Annotated in this window: 17 protein-coding genes; 12 read left to right on the top strand and 5 right to left on the bottom strand. The window is 55.0% G+C overall.

All coding sequences use genetic code 11. The features are described 5' to 3' along the window. The 3 genes from K5905_RS07790 to K5905_RS07780 all read left to right on the top strand — a co-directional run. A partial coding sequence (locus K5905_RS07790) for a hypothetical protein (RefSeq protein WP_297582207.1) occupies nt 1–377 on the top strand: 377 nt, incomplete at its 5' end. Nucleotides 378–1,131: 754 nt separating this feature from the next. Continuing rightward, nucleotides 1,132–1,875, top strand: coding sequence for a response regulator transcription factor (locus K5905_RS07785; RefSeq protein ID WP_297582205.1), 744 nt, complete (start codon nt 1,132–1,134; stop codon nt 1,873–1,875). 2 nt (nt 1,876–1,877) lie between these two features. Further along, entirely contained in the window at nt 1,878–2,387 is a 510-nt protein-coding gene (locus K5905_RS07780) for a hypothetical protein (RefSeq protein ID WP_297582203.1), read from the top strand. A gap of 83 nt (nt 2,388–2,470) precedes the next feature. Here K5905_RS07780 and K5905_RS07775 read toward each other — a convergent pair whose 3' ends face one another. Further along, nucleotides 2,471–3,964 (bottom strand): aldehyde dehydrogenase family protein, encoded by a 1,494-nt coding sequence (locus K5905_RS07775; RefSeq protein WP_297582201.1) that lies wholly within the window; start codon nt 3,962–3,964, stop codon nt 2,471–2,473. Nucleotide 3,965: 1 nt separating this feature from the next. Further along, on the bottom strand, nt 3,966–5,072 hold the full coding sequence (locus K5905_RS07770) for a mandelate racemase/muconate lactonizing enzyme family protein (protein ID WP_297582199.1): 1,107 nt from the start codon (nt 5,070–5,072) through the stop codon (nt 3,966–3,968). A gap of 129 nt (nt 5,073–5,201) precedes the next feature. On the opposite strand from K5905_RS07770, the gene K5905_RS07765 reads away from it, so the two are divergent. The 7 genes from K5905_RS07765 to K5905_RS07735 all read left to right on the top strand — a co-directional run bounded on the left by K5905_RS07765 (nt 5,202) and on the right by K5905_RS07735 (nt 13,811). After that, on the top strand, nt 5,202–6,683 hold the full coding sequence (locus K5905_RS07765; RefSeq protein ID WP_297582197.1) for a PLP-dependent aminotransferase family protein: 1,482 nt from the start codon (nt 5,202–5,204) through the stop codon (nt 6,681–6,683). 115 nt (nt 6,684–6,798) lie between these two features. Next, nucleotides 6,799–7,875 carry an extracellular solute-binding protein gene (locus K5905_RS07760; RefSeq protein WP_297582195.1) on the top strand — a complete coding sequence of 359 codons (1,077 nt, stop codon included), beginning with the start codon at nt 6,799–6,801 and terminating at the stop codon, nt 7,873–7,875. 132 nt (nt 7,876–8,007) lie between these two features. Then, nucleotides 8,008–9,129 (top strand): ABC transporter ATP-binding protein, encoded by a 1,122-nt coding sequence (locus K5905_RS07755; protein ID WP_297582193.1) that lies wholly within the window; start codon nt 8,008–8,010, stop codon nt 9,127–9,129. After that, nucleotides 9,129–9,998 carry an ABC transporter permease gene (locus K5905_RS07750; protein WP_297582191.1) on the top strand — a complete coding sequence of 290 codons (870 nt, stop codon included), beginning with the start codon at nt 9,129–9,131 and terminating at the stop codon, nt 9,996–9,998. Before K5905_RS07755 ends, K5905_RS07750 begins: the two co-directional genes overlap by 1 nt. Nucleotides 9,999–10,009: 11 nt before the next feature. Further along, on the top strand, nt 10,010–10,867 hold the full coding sequence (locus tag K5905_RS07745) for an ABC transporter permease (RefSeq protein ID WP_297582190.1): 858 nt from the start codon (nt 10,010–10,012) through the stop codon (nt 10,865–10,867). Between the two features lie 12 nt (nt 10,868–10,879). Next, nucleotides 10,880–12,502: a choline dehydrogenase gene (locus K5905_RS07740; protein ID WP_297582188.1), complete on the top strand. Its 1,623-nt coding sequence runs from the start codon at nt 10,880–10,882 to the stop codon at nt 12,500–12,502. 10 nt (nt 12,503–12,512) lie between these two features. Beyond that, complete coding sequence (locus tag K5905_RS07735; RefSeq protein WP_297582186.1) at nt 12,513–13,811, top strand: FAD-binding oxidoreductase; 1,299 nt, start codon at nt 12,513–12,515, stop codon at nt 13,809–13,811. 2 nt (nt 13,812–13,813) lie between these two features. Here the strand turns inward: K5905_RS07735 and K5905_RS07730 are convergent, their stop codons facing one another. Beyond that, nucleotides 13,814–14,767, bottom strand: a complete 954-nt coding sequence (locus tag K5905_RS07730; RefSeq protein WP_297582184.1) for a LysR substrate-binding domain-containing protein — start codon at nt 14,765–14,767, stop codon at nt 13,814–13,816. 96 nt (nt 14,768–14,863) lie between these two features. Here K5905_RS07730 and K5905_RS07725 point away from each other — a divergent pair, with 96 nt between their 5' ends. Both K5905_RS07725 and K5905_RS07720 read left to right on the top strand, forming a co-directional pair. Beyond that, on the top strand, nt 14,864–16,438 hold the full coding sequence (locus K5905_RS07725; protein ID WP_297582182.1) for a trimethylamine methyltransferase family protein: 1,575 nt from the start codon (nt 14,864–14,866) through the stop codon (nt 16,436–16,438). A gap of 9 nt (nt 16,439–16,447) precedes the next feature. Continuing rightward, nucleotides 16,448–17,632, top strand: a complete 1,185-nt coding sequence (locus tag K5905_RS07720) for a mandelate racemase/muconate lactonizing enzyme family protein (RefSeq protein ID WP_297582180.1) — start codon at nt 16,448–16,450, stop codon at nt 17,630–17,632. A gap of 70 nt (nt 17,633–17,702) precedes the next feature. On the opposite strand, the gene K5905_RS07715 is transcribed toward K5905_RS07720, so the two are convergent. Both K5905_RS07715 and K5905_RS07710 read right to left on the bottom strand, forming a co-directional pair. Continuing rightward, entirely contained in the window at nt 17,703–18,098 is a 396-nt protein-coding gene (locus K5905_RS07715; protein ID WP_297582177.1) for a RidA family protein, read from the bottom strand. Continuing rightward, the coding region (locus K5905_RS07710) for a thioesterase family protein (protein ID WP_297582174.1) at nt 18,095–18,385 on the bottom strand (291 nt) is incomplete at its 5' end. The genes K5905_RS07710 and K5905_RS07715, both read right to left, overlap by 4 nt.

Raw genomic sequence — 18,385 nt, 5'->3', positions numbered from 1 at the left:
GAATTGCCGTTTTCATTCCAGTTGCCGTTACCGTTCAGGTTGCCGTTGGCATTACCGTTCAGGTTACCATTGCCATTACCGTTGACATTAGTGTTGTCGCTGGAAGAACTCATGTCCTGTACAGCGGTCTGACCAGCGTACTGACTCTGACCCTGACCCTGTGCCTGACCTTGTCCCTGACCTTGTCCCTGGCCTTGACCCTGGCCTTGTCCCTGACCCTGAAGTTGGGCTTGGAGTTCAGCTTGTGCCTGCAATTGGCCTTGTGCTTCAGCCTGGCCTTGAGCCTGACCTTGTCTTCCGCCACGATGTCCCATAACACTTCTCCTAAAAATGGACGCACCTTTCCTGTCGTCAGACCACCGCATCACAGACGCTGACGCTGAAACAAAAAGTGCTTATTTAGGACAGCCCGGCAAAGCGTCTTCTATCGGTTTGCATAGAGCTGCCATCCTCGAATGGAGCGTTTCCACTCCGGCTCAAATGGCTGGAAGGCAAAACCTTCCGTTCGCAGAAATTGCCTCTACGTTAGTTTCTGCACCATTTACTTCTAAGCGGGAGGTTAGATCTAATATACGTGCTATCTAAGCATCAAAATTATTTCATATCTAATTCCAGACCGCCGAGGATGACAATGGCAGACTTGAGACCAGGAAATAAGCTGGAAATGTTTACTAGACATTAACCAACTCAATTTCAACGCCCTCCAAATATTCGCGTAGATCATACGATAGCGTAAAAAATGGGAGAATTCCTTGCCTTACCCTAGGTCAAAATGATAGATATATCGAATTATCAATACAACAAACGGTAGATTTGCCATATATCTTCGGGGCAGAGCCGGGAGATAAACACAGATCAATTCTATCTAAGTGTTTTAAAATAAGAGCTTTTCACCAAAACCACGAAATTAGACTGTTGAGAGAGGTATTAAAGAGTTGAATTCCGGTTGCAATCATGATTGCATCACCAACTGGTATTAACAGGCATTATTCTTAGCCTGGAAAAATATTTAAATAGTATGTAGCCAACATTTTAAGATACCCGAGTAGGATGGCTGACGTGTTTCAGCCTGCATTTAGTAAACAAAAGCAAAAAGTATAATATCCAAAGAGAGACCTGCTCACTGGAGGTATGCTCACTGGAGGTATTAACTTAATGAGCAAATTAACTTACGAGAAAAAAGGATCGATCTACTATATCGGATCTGCAAATAATTTTCCCAAGGAATTGGAAGATTGCATCGCCCGTGAGATCGAGGACAGTAGTTTTATTAGAATTAGTCAGAAAATAGACCTCTTCAAATCAGAAAAGCGTGCTGAATTCACCAAGCGTCTTTTCCTGATCGATGACGGTTTCAGCGCGGCGCGGAAAAGTGATGTCGCCTGTTTGAGAAAAGGGTTTCCGGACGCGAACCTATGCATGCTCATCAATGATGATCAGTCGTTTCCCAAAATCATTCGCGAGTACTTCCAGGAAGGCCTGATCAAGAGCGTCTTGCCGATGAACCTGAGAGTGGACCTGTGGCTCGGTGCCATCCGCCTCATGCTGAACGGAGGACACTACCTGCCTGCCGACGTTATCAAGTACATGCACTCTGTCACGCCAAAGGCACAGTCAGCTCAATCAGCTACAAAGCCGGCCAGATCACGTGATCTGGAACTCTTCGAAAAACTCACGAAACGTGAGTCAGAAGTGCTGCACCTGATTTCCGAGGGGTACCAAAACAAGCTGATTGCAGACCGGCTGTCACTGTCCGAACATACGATCAAGTTGCATATTCATCATATTATCTCCAAACTTGGCGTAACGAACCGAACTGAGGCAGCAGCAATCTATCTTCAGTCGGAACAAAGGGCGCCAATCATCGAGATGTAGACATGGGCTCAACAAAGGCCAGCGAATTCAATGCTGATTTTCAGACCTTCCTGACCCTTGTTGGGCACTTGAACTATACGTGGACGAACACCGAAAGCCTGTTGATCCACATGATTGCCGGCCTGACCGATGTCAGGAAGGACATTGCGACCGTTATCTTTCTGACACTCAACACATCCAGAGCCCGGATAGACCTGGTTGAACGCCTTGCGAAAATGGACGGTCAAAAAGCCGAGACACGCGACGAGATCCTGGAACTGACCAAGTCGATGCACAAGGTTCTGAAGCTCAAAAACAAATACAATCACTGCATCTATTCGTTCGACAATGAGGGACAGAATGCATCAACGGTCCTCATGCGCATCAGCGATCGCAAGAATTCAATCGAATTCGGAAAAACAAGCCCGATCAACAAGCGTGAAATTTCGCTGGTGAAGGAAACGATCCTGAAAACGGAAGCGGTAAACAAGGCCCTTTGGGAGTTCTTCAGGCGGCGCAAATTCCCTGTATGAATCAGCGCCTGTTCCAAAAAGAGGCCGGCTCGGGGAACTTGAGCCGGCCTTTTCTGCCAAACGGAAATTTGTTCGGCAAGAAATCAGACAATCTTTGCAGCGATGCTCTTGGTCTTGCAGTAACTCAAAAGCCCTTCCAGACCTTTTTCTCGGCCAAAACCAGACTTCTTGTTTCCGCCGAACGGCACCTCGATACCTCCGGCAAAATACTCATTGATATAGATCTGCCCGGCGTCGATCTTGCGCGCAAGCTGGTGGGCCTTCGCAAAATTCGAAGTGTAGATTCCGGCAACTAGGCCATATTGGCAGTCATTTGCCAGCCTGAGCGCGTCGTCAGCATCCTCAGCAACCTGAACAGTCAGAACCGGTCCGAAAATCTCTTCCTGTGCCAGTTCGTCATTCGAGGCTACCCGATCGACGATCGTTGGCTGGAAGAACCACCCCTTGCCGGATTTCGGATCCTTAGTCACAGCACCTCCGGTTACAACATCCGCGCCCCGTGCCTTTGCCCGGTCGACAAATCCGGCAATTTTGCCGAGATGATCTGCCGAGTTGACCGGACCGAGATCCGGTTTCGCCAGCCCATGGCCAATTTTGAGCCCTTTGGTCCGGGACACCAACTCGGCAACGAACTCCTCGTGAATGCTCCGCTCGATAACCAGCCGGGAACCGGCGGAACAGATCTGTCCGGCATTTTCAAATATCGCGCCCAGAACGCCCGATAATGCCTGTTCCTTGTGACAATCGCCAAGAACGACTACCGGCGACTTGCCGCCGAGCTCCAGAACAACACGGGTGATATCTTCGGCCGCTGACTTCATCACAGACCGGCCGGTTTGAACAGAACCGGTAAAGGTTATGTGGTCGACACCGGCATGCCTGGTCAGAGGTGCACCGACATCGAGGCCAGTTCCGGTGACGACATTGCAGACGCCATCAGGCAGTCCCGCCTCGTGTAGCAATTTCGCAAGCAGAAGCGCGGTAAACGGCGTCTGTTCAGCTGGTTTGGCAACCACTGTGCATCCTGCTGCAAGCGCAGGCGCAAAACCGCGCGCTGCCGTCGAAATCGGAAAATTCCATGGAATGATATGCGCGGTCACGCCAACAGGCTCATGGATCGTGTAACCGATGTAATCCGGACCCAGCGGAAAACTGTCTCCCTGAAGCTTGTCGCAGGCACCTGCGTAATACTCGAAAGTGCGCGCAGCACCGCGCGCATCGCCAAGTGCTTCCTGCAGCGGTTTGCCGCTATCCAGCGTTTCAACCACCGCCAGCAGTTCCAGGTTTTCCAGGATCAGTGCGGAAGCTTTTTGCAGAATGCGGGCACGCTCAACAGGAGCCACATCCCGCCATCGGGTATCAAATGCCTGCCGGGAAGAAAGAACTGCCTGGTCGACGTCTCTCTCCGTTCCCGCCGTAAATCGGGCAAACGCCTCCCCCCTGCCTGGATCAAGGCTCTCCATGGTCCGGTTGTGTGAGGGCTGCGTGAAGATGCCGTCAATGAAATGGCCTGTGGGCAGCGCTCGCAGCGTTCCCGTCGTTTGGTATTCCGCAATCAGGTCGCTCGCTTGCAACATTTTAGCGCTCCAGGGAACTGATCTTGTAGGTGGATTTGGCAAGCCAATCCGGATTGATGTCGACACCCCAACCCGGTTGATCTGTCACTGTGGCGTGACCGTCGACAATCTTGAAGGGAGACGAGCTGAACAGCTCCATCTGCCAAGGGTAATAGTCTTCCTGCTCGATGGAAAACTCGAGATACTTCCCTGCATTCGGGATCGCCCGGAGAAGATGCATCGTGAACAGGGTGACAAGCGAAAGGTTGGCTGCGTGCGGCGTGCAGGGCAGCCCTGCCTCTTGTGCCATTTCCGCCACTTTCATGGTGCGCACCATGCCGCCAAGATAGCATATGTCGGGCTGAATGATGTCCACGACACGTTCATCAATCATGCGCTTCCAGTCGACCAGCGAACAGTCCTGCTCACCACCGGTGACATCAATGTCCAGCGCGTCGGTCACTTTCTTCGTCTGGTCATAGTGCCAATAGGGACAGGGCTCCTCGTAGTGCGAAATGCCGTTGTCCTCAAGGAACCTGCCGATCTCGATGGCTTTCGCGGGCGAATAGCAGGAATTGGCATCGACCAGCAAAGCAGTGTCTGCCGCAAAAGCCTTGCGCATGGTCGGTACGATTTCTTCCGAGCGTCCCGGCCATTCATCCATATCGCGACCGCATTCGGCGCCAATCCGGAACTTGAATGCGCTGAAGCCGAACTCGTCCTGCTGTTTCTTGAGACGGTCCGCCTCGTCCTGCGGCGTGATATCCCGCTTCATTGAGGAGCCGTATGCCCGGACCTTGCCCGGTGATCCACCCAGAAGTTCACAGACGGGTTTGCCTTCAAGCTTGCCACGCAGATCGAACAACGCGGTATCCAGACCACCCATGGCCCGGCGCAGGTAAGACCCCGGAAACTTGTGCTCGCGATCCGGAATAATGTCCATCAGCCGGGCAATATCAAACGCGTCCTCTCCCAAGGCATAGGGTGCAACTTGCCGGTGCACCACCTCCGCGGTGATATCGGCATAATAGGGTGCAACCTGTCCCCACCCGGTTGCTCCACTGTCAGACGTCACCCGGACAAAACAGACGAACTCATCTGTAAATGTTTCTATTGATTGAATTTTCATCTCGATTTCAGGTCCTTGAGCGGGCACTTCCGCAAGGCAATTTCTTGGCTCAGGCGACCAACCTACTGAATATTGGACTTGATATAAGGTCCGTTTTGCGCAAATTCTCATACCAATTTGGAGAATGAAATGAAACGGCACGCGGGCGCCGTTCTGTCATCTATCAAGATCGACAAGAACGCCGAGAAAAAGATATCGATCCAGCTTTACATGGCACTCAGGGATTTGCTTTTGACCGGTGCCCTGACGCCCGGCGACCGGCTGCCGGCCACAAGAACGCTTGCGCAGGAAATCGGAGTTTCGCGAACGACTGTTATCGATGCAGTGGACCGGCTGATTTCAGAAGGTTTGCTCGAGGCCAGGGTTGGGGCGGGAACTTTCGTCAGCGAAGCGCTCAATGCCAGGCTTGTTCCCAAACCTTCTCCCGACACCAGCGACGCGGTCACCGTCATTCCAAGACTTTCGCATGCGACGAGGCATGCCATTCCAGATTTTGCTCCGCGTTTGCCGCACAAGTCACAGGCCTTTGTGACGGCCCTGCCCGCGCTGGATGCCTTTCCCATGGCGCAGTGGGCCAAGCTTTCGGCACGTCACTGGCGCAAGGACCGCGATCACATCACCGGCTACGGCGAACCTTTTGGATACGCCCCCCTTCGACGGGCAATTGCCCGGCAGCTCAATGCTTCGCGCGGCATCAAATGTGCGCCCGAGCAGGTGTTTATCACCAATGGTGCCCAGCGTGCCTTTTCCCTGATAGGCGGCATGCTGGTAAATCCCGGTGAACCGGTCTGGTTCGAAAACCCCGGTGCCATTGGTGCCCGCAACGCGTTCATCGCAATCGGTGCCTCCCCCGTTCCGGTGAAGGTGGACGAAGAAGGCCTTTGCATTGATGACGGCCTTGCCAGAGCACCGCATTTCCGCTTGGCATTTGTCACTCCGTCTCATCAGCAGCCCCTTGGCCCGGTCATGAGTCTCAGCCGACGACTGGCCCTGTTAAAAGCGGCAAATGATGCGGACGCCATGATTGTAGAAGACGATTATGATGGTGAATTCTACTACAGCGACCAGCCGCCACCGACGCTGAAGAGCATCGACACCCACGGACGGGTCATCTATGTCGGCACGTTTTCCAAGTCGCTGTTTCCGGCCCTGCGGCTCGGTTTCGTTCTGGTTCCGGAAGGTCTTGTCGACAGTTTCGAAAAGGTGTGTCTCACCTGGCTCAGCGGCGTACCTACAGTAACCCAGGCCATTGTCGCCGATTTCATGGATGAGGGTATGTTCGCGACACATATCCGCACCATGCGCCAAATCTACAAGAAGCGGCACGACACATTGATGGCGGAGGCAGAATGCCTGGCGGGCCGGCTGGATCTGCAGCCGACCAGCAGCGGCTTTCACGCGGTCGGTCTCGTTACCAGAACATACGATGAAGATGCCATCGTGGAAAAGGCGGCGGCTCGTGGCATCACGACGGTTCCGCTTTCGCGCTATTCCTTGAGCACCATTTCACAACGCGGCGTCGTGCTCGGATTTGGCAGTTCAGCGCCCGAGGAAATCCGCAAAGGCATTCAAACCCTCAACGAGATCCTGCCGGAATGCTGCACCCGCTAACATTCCCTTCGGAAAATTGGTCTGTAAAATTATCTTTAATGGATATATTTGGCAGGCCAATTCGGACCTAGGCTTCCTTCCGGTTTGTAAGCTGTGTGCGTTCAGGGAGGAAATCATGCAACTCAAAACAACTTTAACGGGCCTGTTGGCTGCAACGATGCTCGCCGGTGCGGGGTCTGCAAATGCGGAAACCCTGCGCCTTTTGACGTGGGGATCTTATGCGCCCGATGAGCTTATCCAGAAATTTGAAGCCGAATATCCGGACATTGATGTTGAAGTCACTTTTTCGAACAATGAAGAGATGATCGCCAAGCTGCGGGCGACCGGCGGAGCCGGGTTCGATCTGGCACAGCCGAGCCACGACCGTATCTACGCCGCACAGTTGGAGTATGACATCTACAAGCCGCTCGATCTGTCGAAAATCGATACGGACGTGATGGAAGCGAAACTTCTGGATGGCGTGAAGGAAAACACCACGATCGAAGGCGAAGTCTATGCGGTTCCGCACCAGTGGGGCACATCCGGCCTGATGGCGGACAAGACAAAGGCGCCGGACTTCAAGGGTTGGGGTGACCTTTGTGACCCGGCCTACAAAGGCAAGACCTCGATGCGCCTGAAGCGCACCATCCTGCTCGGCACGGCCTTTTCAATGGGCGAAGACCCGTTTGCCGCTTATTCCGACCTGGAAAAGTATCAGGGTATTTTGGACAAGGTCGCGGACAAGCTGATCGAATGTAAGGACAACATCAAAGCCTATTGGAAGGGCGGAGACGATCTGTCGGCCATGATGCTGTCCGGGGAAATAGTGGCGTCCGAAACCTGGGATTCCACTGCCTACAAGCTCTATGACCAGAACGAGAACATTGTCTTCGTGCCGCCGGAGACCGGTGCTCTTGCATGGATCGACACATTCGCATTGCCGCGAAAGGGCAAGGCCGATGATGCGGCGTACAAGTGGATCAATTTTGTTCTGCGTCCTGAGAACGTCACTTTGATGTCTTCGAGCACCGGTGCGATTGCGGCTGTCAAAGGCGGCAAGGACCTGTTGCCGGAAGACAAGAAAGCCGCCGTCAATGCAGCCTTCAGCGATGCCGATATCGACAATCTGAAGTTCTTTGCCAACATCCCTCCCGGAGTTGAGGACATGGAAGGCAAGACGCTTGAAAAGATCAAGGCGGCCACCGGCGGCTGATCGAACGCCTGCCAGGGCATTCAGGCCCTGACGGATAAAGAGCAAGAAGGCTCAAAAACCACCCGAATATGGGGGATGCCGTTGAAACCGGTGTCCCCCCACCTTTCTGACCCTTCCAGTTGGCCAATTTTCATGACACAGAGTCCGGATTTCGACCTTGAATGTCTCGACATCTCCAAGAATTTTGGCGCATTTCGCGCCGTAAAAGATGTTTCCTTCAACATTCCAAGCGGTTCGTTCTTCTCCATTCTCGGCCCCTCCGGCTGCGGCAAGACCACGTTGATGCGCATGATCGCGGGGTTTGAGGAACCGACAGGTGGAGACATCAGGATCAAGGGAAGATCCGTTCTGGGCACACCGCCAAACAGACGCAATGTCAAAATGGTGTTTCAGCACCTGGCACTGTTTCCGATGATGAATGTCTACGAAAACATCGCCTATGGTCTGCGCTGCAACGGTGTCAGCGGTGATCACATCAAACGCAAGGTTCATGACGTGCTTGAGCGGATCGCACTTCCGGACGTCGCCGAGCGTGAAATTCATCAGCTTTCGGGCGGCCAGAAACAGCGGATCGCAATCGCCCGCTGCATGGTGCTTGATCCGGACGTTCTCCTTCTCGACGAGCCTCTGGGAGCACTGGATCTTAAGCTGCGCGAGGCAATGAAGATCGAGCTGAAACTTCTGCAACATCAGTTCAACACGACCTTTGTTTACATCACACACGATCAGTCCGAGGCGCTGGTGATGTCCGACAACGTCGCCATCATGAACCAGGGCGAGTTTGAACAGATCGGCACGCCGCAGGAGCTTTACCACCACCCGAACACCGCCTTCGTTGCAGGCTTTGTCGGTGACAGCAACCGGTGGTCGGGCACGGTCAAGGCAAGCGACGGCAGCGGCGGCAAGGTGGAAACCGCCCAGGGACTGTCTATGAGTTTCAACTCCTCTGGAAAGGCTGCCATTCAGGAAGGCGCCAAGGTCGATATTTTTGTCCGTCCCGAATTCATCAAAACGATCCGTGCCGCTGAGGCAGACAGGCAAGGTTCCGACGGAGACAACACCATGGACGGTGTTGTTGACAGCCTTCTCTTCAACGGTGCCAACAGTCGCGTACTGGTTCGAACGGGCAGCGGGGAATTGGTCGAGTCCGACATAACGATAACAGGGGACAACGATCTTAAGCCCGGAGAAGACGTTCGCCTTGTCTGGTCTTCGAAGCAGGCCATGTGCTTCGCGCATCAGGAGCACACGTGATGCAGAACAAGGATATCAAAAGGCTCTCGCTGATACTGCTGTTCGCACCGTTCACGCTCTGGATCGCGCTCCTGATCCTCTTGCCGCATATCGGCATGGTGCTGTTGTCATTCCGGGAAAAGGTCGCGCCACGGGTCTATGAATACAGTTTTGCCAATTACCTGGAATTTGTGAACGAGCCGATCTACTGGAACACGCTGCTGCGCACCGGCACAATGTCATTGCTCGTCACGGCGTTGGCGCTCCTGATCGGATTTCCGATTGCCTATTACATCGCCAAGATCGCGGGTCCCCGATCCCGCGGCGGGCTGTTTCTTCTGTGCCTGATCCCGCTCTGGGTCAGCGACCTGATCCGCGCGTTCGGCTGGATTCTTCTCCTGCGCGAAACCGGAGTGATTTCAAGTTTTCTGCTCTGGACCGGACTGATCAGCACACCGATCGAGTTCCTTTACAACGATGTCGCGGTGATCATCGGTCTCGTCTATACGGTGATCCTGTTCATGATCGTTCCGCTTGTTTCCACACTCGACGGCATGGACAATTCCATGATCGAGGCCGGATACAATCTTGGCGGCAATGGTTTTACCGTTCTGCGCCGGATCATCATTCCCTATGCCATGCCGGGCATCGTCGCCGGCTGTATCGTCACCTTCATGCTGACCGCCGGTTCCTATCTGACGCCGATCCTGCTGGGCGGCAAGAATTCCAGCTGGTTCACAGAGCAGATTTATAACCAGTTCATAACCCGGTTTAACTGGGAGGGAGGCGCTGCCTTCGGCATGCTGCTTTTGATCTTCACTTCGTTTGTCATCTGGCTCGGCCTGAAGCTGAGTGGCCAGACCCTGGCAAACACTGTTGCCAAGAGCTGAGGAGGATAACAATGCTTGCAAAAAACAAGACAACGCCGTTCCTCTTCGGTTACCGGCTCTACGTTCTCGCCTTCTTCCTCTTTCTGGCGGCACCGCTGATTTCTGCCGGAGCCTTTGCCTTCAACGACAGCCTATTTCCGGCGTTGCCCTGGCAGGGGTTCACGTTGGACTGGTTCTTCGGCGATACGGAACCCAAACTCGGAATGTTCCACGACCGCAGGCTGCTGCAAGGTCTCTACTATTCCTTCGTCATTGCCATTTTCGTATCGATCCTGTCGGTCTTTGTCGGCACGACAAACGCCTTCCTGTTCATTCGCGGGGAGTTTCCAGGCAAGAATTTCTTCTACATTCTGATGGTAATCCCGCTGGTCATTCCCGGTGTCATTCTGGGTATCTCCATTCTTGTTCTGGCCAGCGACACGGCGAACTATGTCGAAAAGAACCTGGATCTGGAGCTGGAATTCCTGCGCCCGGGCATCCTGCTCGTCGTTCTTGGCCAGTTTTCCTTCATTGCCACCATCACCTCACTTGTGATCACGGCGCGCCTGAAGAAATTCGACGCAACCATGGAGGAGGCCGCGTTCAATCTGGGCGCGACCAGGGCCCGCGTGCTCAGGACGATTACTCTGCCCTTCTTGCGCCCCGCGATGATCGCCGCCGGCATCGTTGCCTTTCTGGTGTCGTTCGAAAACTTCAACACGACCTTGTTCCTGGTTGGCTCCGAAGCACCGCTGACGATCACCATGTATGACCGCATGGCCAAAGTCGGTTCAACGCCGGTACTCAACGCCGTTTCGTTCTTCCTGATGGTCGGGTCTGGATTGCTCGCTCTCCTGTCCATCGCTGTTCAACGCGACAAGCAGGCCTGAGTTGGAGATATCATGTCAGAATTTGACTTCGTCATTATCGGCGCAGGTTCGGCCGGCTCGGTACTCGCGGATCGTCTGTCGGAGGACGGCAAATATACCGTCTGCCTCCTGGAGGCTGGGGGTTCTGACCTGAATTTCTGGATCTGGATGCCAATCGGCTACGGCAAGGCCTTTTATAACCGGAACATAAACTGGATGTATTCCACAGAACCGGATCCAGGGCTCAACGGCCGAACCGGGTACTGGCCGCGCGGCAAGGTTCTGGGAGGCTCCAGCTCCATCAATGCGATGGTTTATATCCGCGGTCAGCACGCCGATTTCGACGACTGGAAGGCCATGGGCAACCAGGGTTGGGGCTGGGACGATGTCCTCCCTTATTTCAAGCGTTCGGAAACAAACGATGCAGGTGCAAACGAATACCGAGGCGGGGATGGCCCCATGCAGGTGTCCAGCATGGACGACGCGGTGCACCCACTTTGCGACAACTTTCTGAAAGCTTCGCAAGAGGCAGGGTTCGCGCGCAATCCGGACTTCAATGGAAGAGACCAGGAAGGTGTCGGCCTTTACCAGATCACCACACGAAACGGCTTTCGCATGTCCACGGCCAGGGCATACCTGTCGCGAGCGAAAAAACGCGCAAATGTCACCGTCATCACCAATGCTCACACCAAACACCTCCTGATTGAAAACAATCGGGCGGTTGGCGCTGTTTGTCGCCGGGATGGCGCTGAACTGTCCGTCCGTGCTCGCCGGGAAGTCATCCTGAGTGCGGGAGCCGTCAATTCGCCGCAAATCCTGATGCTGTCCGGCGTCGGCGACGGCACAGAACTTCAGGCGAAGGGAGTCAAGACGATCCTGCACAGGCCAGCGGTCGGCAGGAACCTTCAGGACCATCTCGGGCTCGACTACCTCTACCGCTCGAAAGTTCCAACTTTGAACCAACAGCTCTATCCCTGGTGGGGCAAGCTGATCCAGGGCATTCGCTATGTTCTGACGCGCAGTGGGCCCCTGTCACTCAGCGTCAACCAGGCAGGTGGTTTCGTCAGAACCGATCCAGGCTGCAAACGCCCGAACATGCAGCTTTATTTTTCACCTGTGAGCTACACCAAAGCCCCCCAAGGCAAACGACCGCTGATGAACCCGGATCCATTCCCGGGATTCCTGCTCGGGATACAGCCAACCCGGCCAACCAGTCGCGGTCACATCGCACTTCGTTCCTCCGATCCGTTCGACACGCCGGAAATACACCCAAACTCGCTCAGCACAAATCATGATCTTAGCGAAATGCTTGAAGGTTGCCGGCTCATGCGGAAGATTGCCCAGAGCCCCGCATTGCAGTCTGTCATCGAAGACGAGATTGCCCCCGGCTCCAGGGTTCAGAGCGATGAGGACATGCTGGAAGACGTCCGCAACCGCTCTTCAACGGTGTTTCATCCTGTCAGCACCTGCAGAATGGGGACAAATGTGGAGGAAAACGTTGTCGACAGCCGCCTGCGGGTTCACGGGATCGATGGATTGCGGGTTGTCGACGCCTCGATCTTTCCGACTGTAACCTCAGGCAACACCAACGCGCCTGCCATCATGGTCGGCGAGAAGGGGTCGGACATGATCCTGGAAGACACCAGAGCTGCTTGACGAGGGCAATATGGAGGGCGAGCTTTTTTCAGACGACTTCAGGACAACACCCTATTGGCAGGACATCGCTCCCAGCGTGTCCGTTCCGAAGATGGAACTTCCTTGCCGGATCGACGTGCTGGTTGTCGGGGGTGGTTACACAGGCCTGAACGCGGCCCTGCAGACCGCGCGTGAGGGTCTTGAAACACTGGTCCTTGATACCGAGCATCCCGGATGGGGTTGCAGCATGCGCAATGGTGGTCAGGTGTCCACCAGCATCAAGCTTTCTTTTTCAAAGCTTGTGAAGCGCTACGGGAAAGATGTGGCGACAGCGCTCTGCCAGGAGGGACAGGCATCCCTGGACTACATGCACCATCTTTCCGACAATGAAGGCTTGGATCTCGGCTTGCGGGAGGTCGGCCGGTTTCACGGCGCCCACAAGCCGCATCTTTACGAGACGCTTGCCAGGGAGAGCGAAGCCGGGCACCCGGTCTGGAATGCCCAAACATTCATGGTTTCGAGGTCAGAGATGGCTTCCGAACTTGGAACGGACAGGTATTACGGCGGGATCGTTTATCCCCATCACTGCAGCATCGATGTCTCCAGATATCATCCGTCACTCTTGAAAGCAGCCCAAGAAGCAGGTGCCCTGGTTAAGGGAAATTGCGCTGTTTTGAAAATTGAACGCAGTGGAAATGCCTTCAGAATTCAGACGAGTGAGGGCATTTTGAAAGCCGGCAAAGTCATCCTGGCGACAAACGGGTATTCAGGACCGCTGTCGCCCTGGCATCAGCGGCGCATCGTTCCGATCGGGTCCTACGTCATTGCAACTGAAGAAATTCCCGAAGATACCGTCGATCGTCTGTTTCCAACAGACCGCATCCTCTCCGATACGCGCAAGCTGGTCTATTACTACCGGCTTACTCCCGACAGAAAACGCATTCTCTTCGGTGGTCGCGTCTCCCTGAGTGAAACCGACCCGCGCAGCAGTGCCCTCAAGCTGCACCGGGACATGAGCGCCCTTTTTCCCGCATTGTCTGCTGTGAAAATCAGCCACGCCTGGATGGGGTTTGTCGGCTACACATTCGACACGCTTGCGCATTGCGGCGAAGATAAAGGCCTCTACTACGCCATGGGCTATTGCGGGTCGGGCGTCGGAATGGCGAGTTATCTCGGCATGCGCGTCGGTCAAAAAGCTGCAGGCACCGATACGGCACCGTCCGCGTTTGAACGGATATCCAACCCGACCAGACCGCTCTACCAGGGCAATCCCTGGTTTCTGGCACCTTCAGTGCTGGTCTACCGCCTTCGCGACCGCATCGGGATCTGAGGTCAGTCAGCGCTTCTTGCCTGCACTGGTACAGGCTCAGTGTCGCCGGAATGTTCTTTGTGGCTCAGGATCCAGTCTCTGACCTTGATGCAATTCTCGTTCAGAGGCTTGTGTTTTGGATTGATGACGTAATAGGCGTTACCGGTTCGGAACGTATGATCGGTTACCTGTTGCAAGCGCCCGTTTTTGAGAAATCCTTCAACCAGATGACGCCAGCCAAGAGCGACCGCATCGCCGTCGAACGCCATCTGCAAGACCGCCACGTATTCGTTTGCGCGTGTTCCCCGCACCCGGGACGCTCCGCTGACACCGGCTGATCTCAACCAGTCTCTCCAGGTCGCGGCGTATCTGTAGGGTTCATCCAGATGAGCCAAATGATGGTTCAGCAATTCGCGAGGATGTTCCGGTGTCCCGTGGGCGGCGAGGTATTCAGGTGAGGCAACGGCAATCAGTTCCTCGGTCGCAAACTGGTCGCAATGATATCCGGGCCAGTTCTTCGGCCGGCCGCCCCGTATACCGAGCGGGATATCTTCGGCCGCAATATCAAGGTCCCTGTCCGCCGTGTGCAGCCTGAGTTCAATCTCAGGCAGGTCCGTCCGCATACGTTGTAACCTCGGTGCAAACCACAGCGTGGCAAACGCGGTGGACACTGAAAGTGTCACGACATCATCCGGTGGTTTGGTCCGAACCGCATTGATCCCCTGTGCCAGCTGATAGAGGCTGCGGGTGACTTCCACGTGCAATCGGCTTCCTGCCGAGGTCAACGTCACTTCCCTGTGCCCGCGTTCGAACAATGGCTGACCGACTTCGTCCTCAAGTGTTCTGATGGAATAAGAGATCGCGGACTGGGTCATGCCCAGTTCCTCTCCCGCCCGGGTGAAGGATCCAAGCCGTCCGGCTGCTTCAAAGGCAACAAGTCCGCGAAAGGACGGAAGGAGTCTGCGCAAGTTTGCCATGAAAAAATCTTATGCCGATCATGAGATTTTTCAAGCGTCACAAAGCCCAAAAAACGACTTAGCATTGTTTTCCAATCGATCGGAGGGAGGGTGACAATGTATCCCGGTGAGGCAGAGACCAACAACGACATTGGCGAACCCAAGCTGCATGTACGTGCGGGTGGACGCAAAGGCAGGCGGGCAAAACGAAGTGTCGAGAAAGCCGGCATTGGTCGACCTTACATCGTACGGAGCCTGCCGCCTCACGACATATTGGCAGAGGAAAGCCTTGTCCGCATTGAGGAGACTTCAGAGGCTATCCTCGCAGAAATAGGCATCGAATTTCGTGATGATCCTACCGCCTTGGACTTGTGGCGAAAGGCAGGTGCGGAAATCGACGGTGTTCTCGTCAAATTCCCGAAGGGAATGATCCGCGAGCTCCTGAAAACAGCACCGGCTGAATTTACGCAGCACGCCCGCAATCCGGCCAACAATGTCGTCATCGGCGGCTCGAACGTCGTCTTCGCCCCAGCCTATGGCAGTCCTTTCGTCATGGATCTGGATGAGGGCCGTCGCTACGGCACGATTGAAGACTTCCGAAACTTCATCAAGCTGGCGCAATCATCCCCCTGGCTGCACCATTCCGGCGGCACCATCTGCGAACCGGTCGATGTTCCCGTCAACAAGCGTCATCTGGACATGGTGCAGGCACATGTCACCTTGTCCGACAGACCATTTCTCGGCTCCGTGACAGCGGAGGAGCGCGCGGAAGATTCCATCGACATGGCAAGGCTTGTTTTCGGCCGGGATTTTGTCGACCGGAACTGCGTCATCATGGGCAATTTGAACGTGAACTCGCCGCTGGTCTGGGACGGCACCATGACCAGTGTTCTGCGCGCCTATGCCAGAGCCAACCAGGGCACTGTTCTTGTACCGTTCATTCTCGGCGGTGCCATGGGTCCGGTGACCATGGCCGGAGCCATTGCCCAGGCCCATGCCGAGACACTGGCCGGATGTGCGCTGACGCAGCTTGTGCGTCCCGGTGCGCCGGTCGTCTATGGCAATTTCCTGTCTTCCACGAGCCTTAAATCCGGCTCGCCAACCTTTGGAACACCGGAACCGGCAAGCGGTTCACTGGTTGTCGGTCAACTGGCACGCAGACAGGGACTGCCATTGAGATGCGCAGGCAACTTCACGACGTCGAAATTGCCTGACGCGCACGCCATGAATGAAGGCACCATGTCAATGCTGTCGGCCATCAATTGTGGAGCGAATTTCGTCCTGCACTCTGCCGGGTTCCTGGATGGTCTGCTGTCGATGTCCTACGAGAAATTCATGATGGACGCCGACTTCTGCGGTGCCTTGCATACCTATCTGGACAGCGTGCCCGTCGATGACAACTCGCTTGCCCTCGATGCTTTCCGGCAAGTCGGCCCAGGCAATCATTTCTTCGGCTGCGACCACACGATGCGCAATTACGAAACCGCTTACTTCGAGGCCGCGCTGGCCGACAACGATCCCTATGAAAAATGGCAGGAAGGCGGTTCTGTCGATGCGGCGACACGGGCAAACACTGCCTGGAAGGAAACGCTCGCAGCATATGAGGCTCCTCCCCTGGATCCCGCGATCGCGGAAGCGCTTGATGATTTCGTCTCCCGCAAGAAATCCACCACCGAAGATCTCTGGCACTGAGGCCCTTCAATGAAGATCACCAACATCCGTGTTACTCACGTCAACGTACCCTTTGATGCACCGTTCTGGTGGACAGGTGGACTTTATCCCGGCGCTTCGAAATCGATTATCGAAGTCGAAACAGATGAGGGTGTCGTCGGACTGGGTGAAGCCCCCTGGTATCATTTCGGTGAAATCATCAAGGCTGAAATCGCTCCTGCTCTCATCGGTGCGGACCCGCTCGACATTGCCGATTGCGAACGCCGCTGCGTCCCCCCCTGGCAGATCACGGCAAATACCGGAGAAGGCGCATCCGCCGTGGCCTTCGGTGCCGTCGAGGTCGCCCTTTGGGATATAAGAGGCAAAGTCTTTAACCTGCCACTCTACAAGTTGCTCGGCGGTGCCGTGCGCAAGGAGATCAAGTTCTCCGAGTATTTTTCGTTCCGCCCCGAACACAATGGTGCAGGTGGGGAAATGAGCCCCGAAGCCATCTGCGCCTATTGCGAACGAATGCGGGAAGAACACGGTTCAACGATATTCGAAGGCAAGCTGATTCTCGGCGATCCGGATCTGGAGATCCGGACTGTCAGGATGCTGCGCGAGGCACTGGGGGACAAGGCGCAGATCAAGCTCGATTCCAACATGCAGTATTCGCTGACGACTGCACGTTGGCTGCTTCGGGAACTCGAACCCCTCAATATTCGCAATTACGAAGACCCGGTCGCGACTTTCGAGGAAATGGCTGCCCTGCGCCAGCACAGCATCATTCCCTTCTCCACTCATGTCCCCGATCTGCAACGGGCCGTTGCGCTTGGAGCACCGGACAATTTCGTCTGCAATTTTGCCGCTCTCGGAGGGATCTCGAAAACACTGAAGTTCATCGCCGCCTGCGAGGCCATGGGCAAAGGGTTCTGGTGCTATTCCAACGACCTCGGCATCATGACCGCAGCTTACCTGCACGTCTCGGCTGCATCACCGCTCATTTCAGAAGCATCTCAATCGCTGTTCCGCTGGCAGGTCGGCGACGTCATTCAAAATGGCCCCTTCCGGCAGACCAATGATGTCGTTGCCGTCCCCGAAGGCCCAGGTCTTGGTGTGGAACTCGACCCCGATGCCATGAGACGGTGGGCGGCGGCGTTCGAAGAGAACGGACCGATGAGCCACTTTTACGATCCCGACAACCCGAAACATCACCGGACGCTGCCGCTTAACTGAGAAAAGAAAATTCAAATCAAGTGTGCCAGTGCAGATGGCTGGGTTTTGGAAATTCCGACCCTGCGGCCGCTCAGCCGATCTGTGCGGTTGCCTCGATTTCAATCAGAGCGCCGTCCTCAATCAATCCCGCGACAACAACAACGGACATGGCCGGAAAATGGCGGCCAAACACACGGCGATAGGCTACACCGACTTCCTTTTGCCGCGCCAGATAATCACTTTTGTCAGTAATGAACCAGGTCAGGCGGACGATATCCGTAACGGCTCCACCCGCTTCTTCAACAATCGCCGCGATATTGGCAAGTGTTTGCTCCATCTGGCCGACAAAATCGTGGGTCTCGAAAACCTGATCCTTGTTCCAGCCGATCTGACCGCCGATATGCAGGGTCTGACCACTGGTCAGCATTCCGTTTGCATATCCCTTTGCAGGGGCCCAGCCTTCCGGTTGAATAGACTTGATCGTCATGGCTCCAGACTTTCCTTGTATTGTTGCAGCCGCCCTTTGACGGCTTCCGGCCAGGGTTCCGGCCTACCTTCGGCAGACACGTGCACAAGTGTCAGTTCGGTTTCAAATCGCAGCTCGCTCCCGCATACGGCCGAAATATCCATGGAGCAGCTTGTCCGCCCGACATTCGAAACTCCAAGATTCAGCTTCAGAACATCACCGTGTCGGCTTGGCACGTCAAATCGGGTTCTGATCTCCACCGTCGGCACGGCAGCGGTGCGATGGATTTCCTGAAACGGCCACTCCAC

Source organism: Roseibium sp. (assembly GCF_025698965.1).
GTDB lineage: Bacteria > Pseudomonadota > Alphaproteobacteria > Rhizobiales > Stappiaceae > Roseibium.
This window is presented reverse-complemented; position numbering and strand designations above follow the sequence as displayed.

Excerpts from the sequence above, each read along its gene's own strand:
- K5905_RS07785 (WP_297582205.1), top strand. The coding sequence starts at position 1,132 with ATGCTCACTGGAGGTATTAACTTAATGAGCAAATTAACTTACGAGAAA.
- K5905_RS07720 (WP_297582180.1), top strand. The coding sequence starts at position 16,448 with ATGAAGATCACCAACATCCGTGTTACTCACGTCAACGTACCCTTTGAT.
- K5905_RS07760 (WP_297582195.1), top strand. The coding sequence starts at position 6,799 with ATGCAACTCAAAACAACTTTAACGGGCCTGTTGGCTGCAACGATGCTC.
- K5905_RS07730 (WP_297582184.1), bottom strand. The coding sequence starts at position 14,767 with ATGGCAAACTTGCGCAGACTCCTTCCGTCCTTTCGCGGACTTGTTGCC.
- K5905_RS07780 (WP_297582203.1), top strand. The coding sequence starts at position 1,878 with ATGGGCTCAACAAAGGCCAGCGAATTCAATGCTGATTTTCAGACCTTC.
- K5905_RS07715 (WP_297582177.1), bottom strand. The coding sequence starts at position 18,098 with ATGACGATCAAGTCTATTCAACCGGAAGGCTGGGCCCCTGCAAAGGGA.
- K5905_RS07735 (WP_297582186.1), top strand. The coding sequence starts at position 12,513 with ATGGAGGGCGAGCTTTTTTCAGACGACTTCAGGACAACACCCTATTGG.
- K5905_RS07755 (WP_297582193.1), top strand. The coding sequence starts at position 8,008 with ATGACACAGAGTCCGGATTTCGACCTTGAATGTCTCGACATCTCCAAG.
- K5905_RS07750 (WP_297582191.1), top strand. The coding sequence starts at position 9,129 with ATGCAGAACAAGGATATCAAAAGGCTCTCGCTGATACTGCTGTTCGCA.
- K5905_RS07775 (WP_297582201.1), bottom strand. The coding sequence starts at position 3,964 with ATGTTGCAAGCGAGCGACCTGATTGCGGAATACCAAACGACGGGAACG.
- K5905_RS07725 (WP_297582182.1), top strand. The coding sequence starts at position 14,864 with ATGTATCCCGGTGAGGCAGAGACCAACAACGACATTGGCGAACCCAAG.
- K5905_RS07745 (WP_297582190.1), top strand. The coding sequence starts at position 10,010 with ATGCTTGCAAAAAACAAGACAACGCCGTTCCTCTTCGGTTACCGGCTC.
- K5905_RS07740 (WP_297582188.1), top strand. The coding sequence starts at position 10,880 with ATGTCAGAATTTGACTTCGTCATTATCGGCGCAGGTTCGGCCGGCTCG.
- K5905_RS07770 (WP_297582199.1), bottom strand. The coding sequence starts at position 5,072 with ATGAAAATTCAATCAATAGAAACATTTACAGATGAGTTCGTCTGTTTT.
- K5905_RS07765 (WP_297582197.1), top strand. The coding sequence starts at position 5,202 with ATGAAACGGCACGCGGGCGCCGTTCTGTCATCTATCAAGATCGACAAG.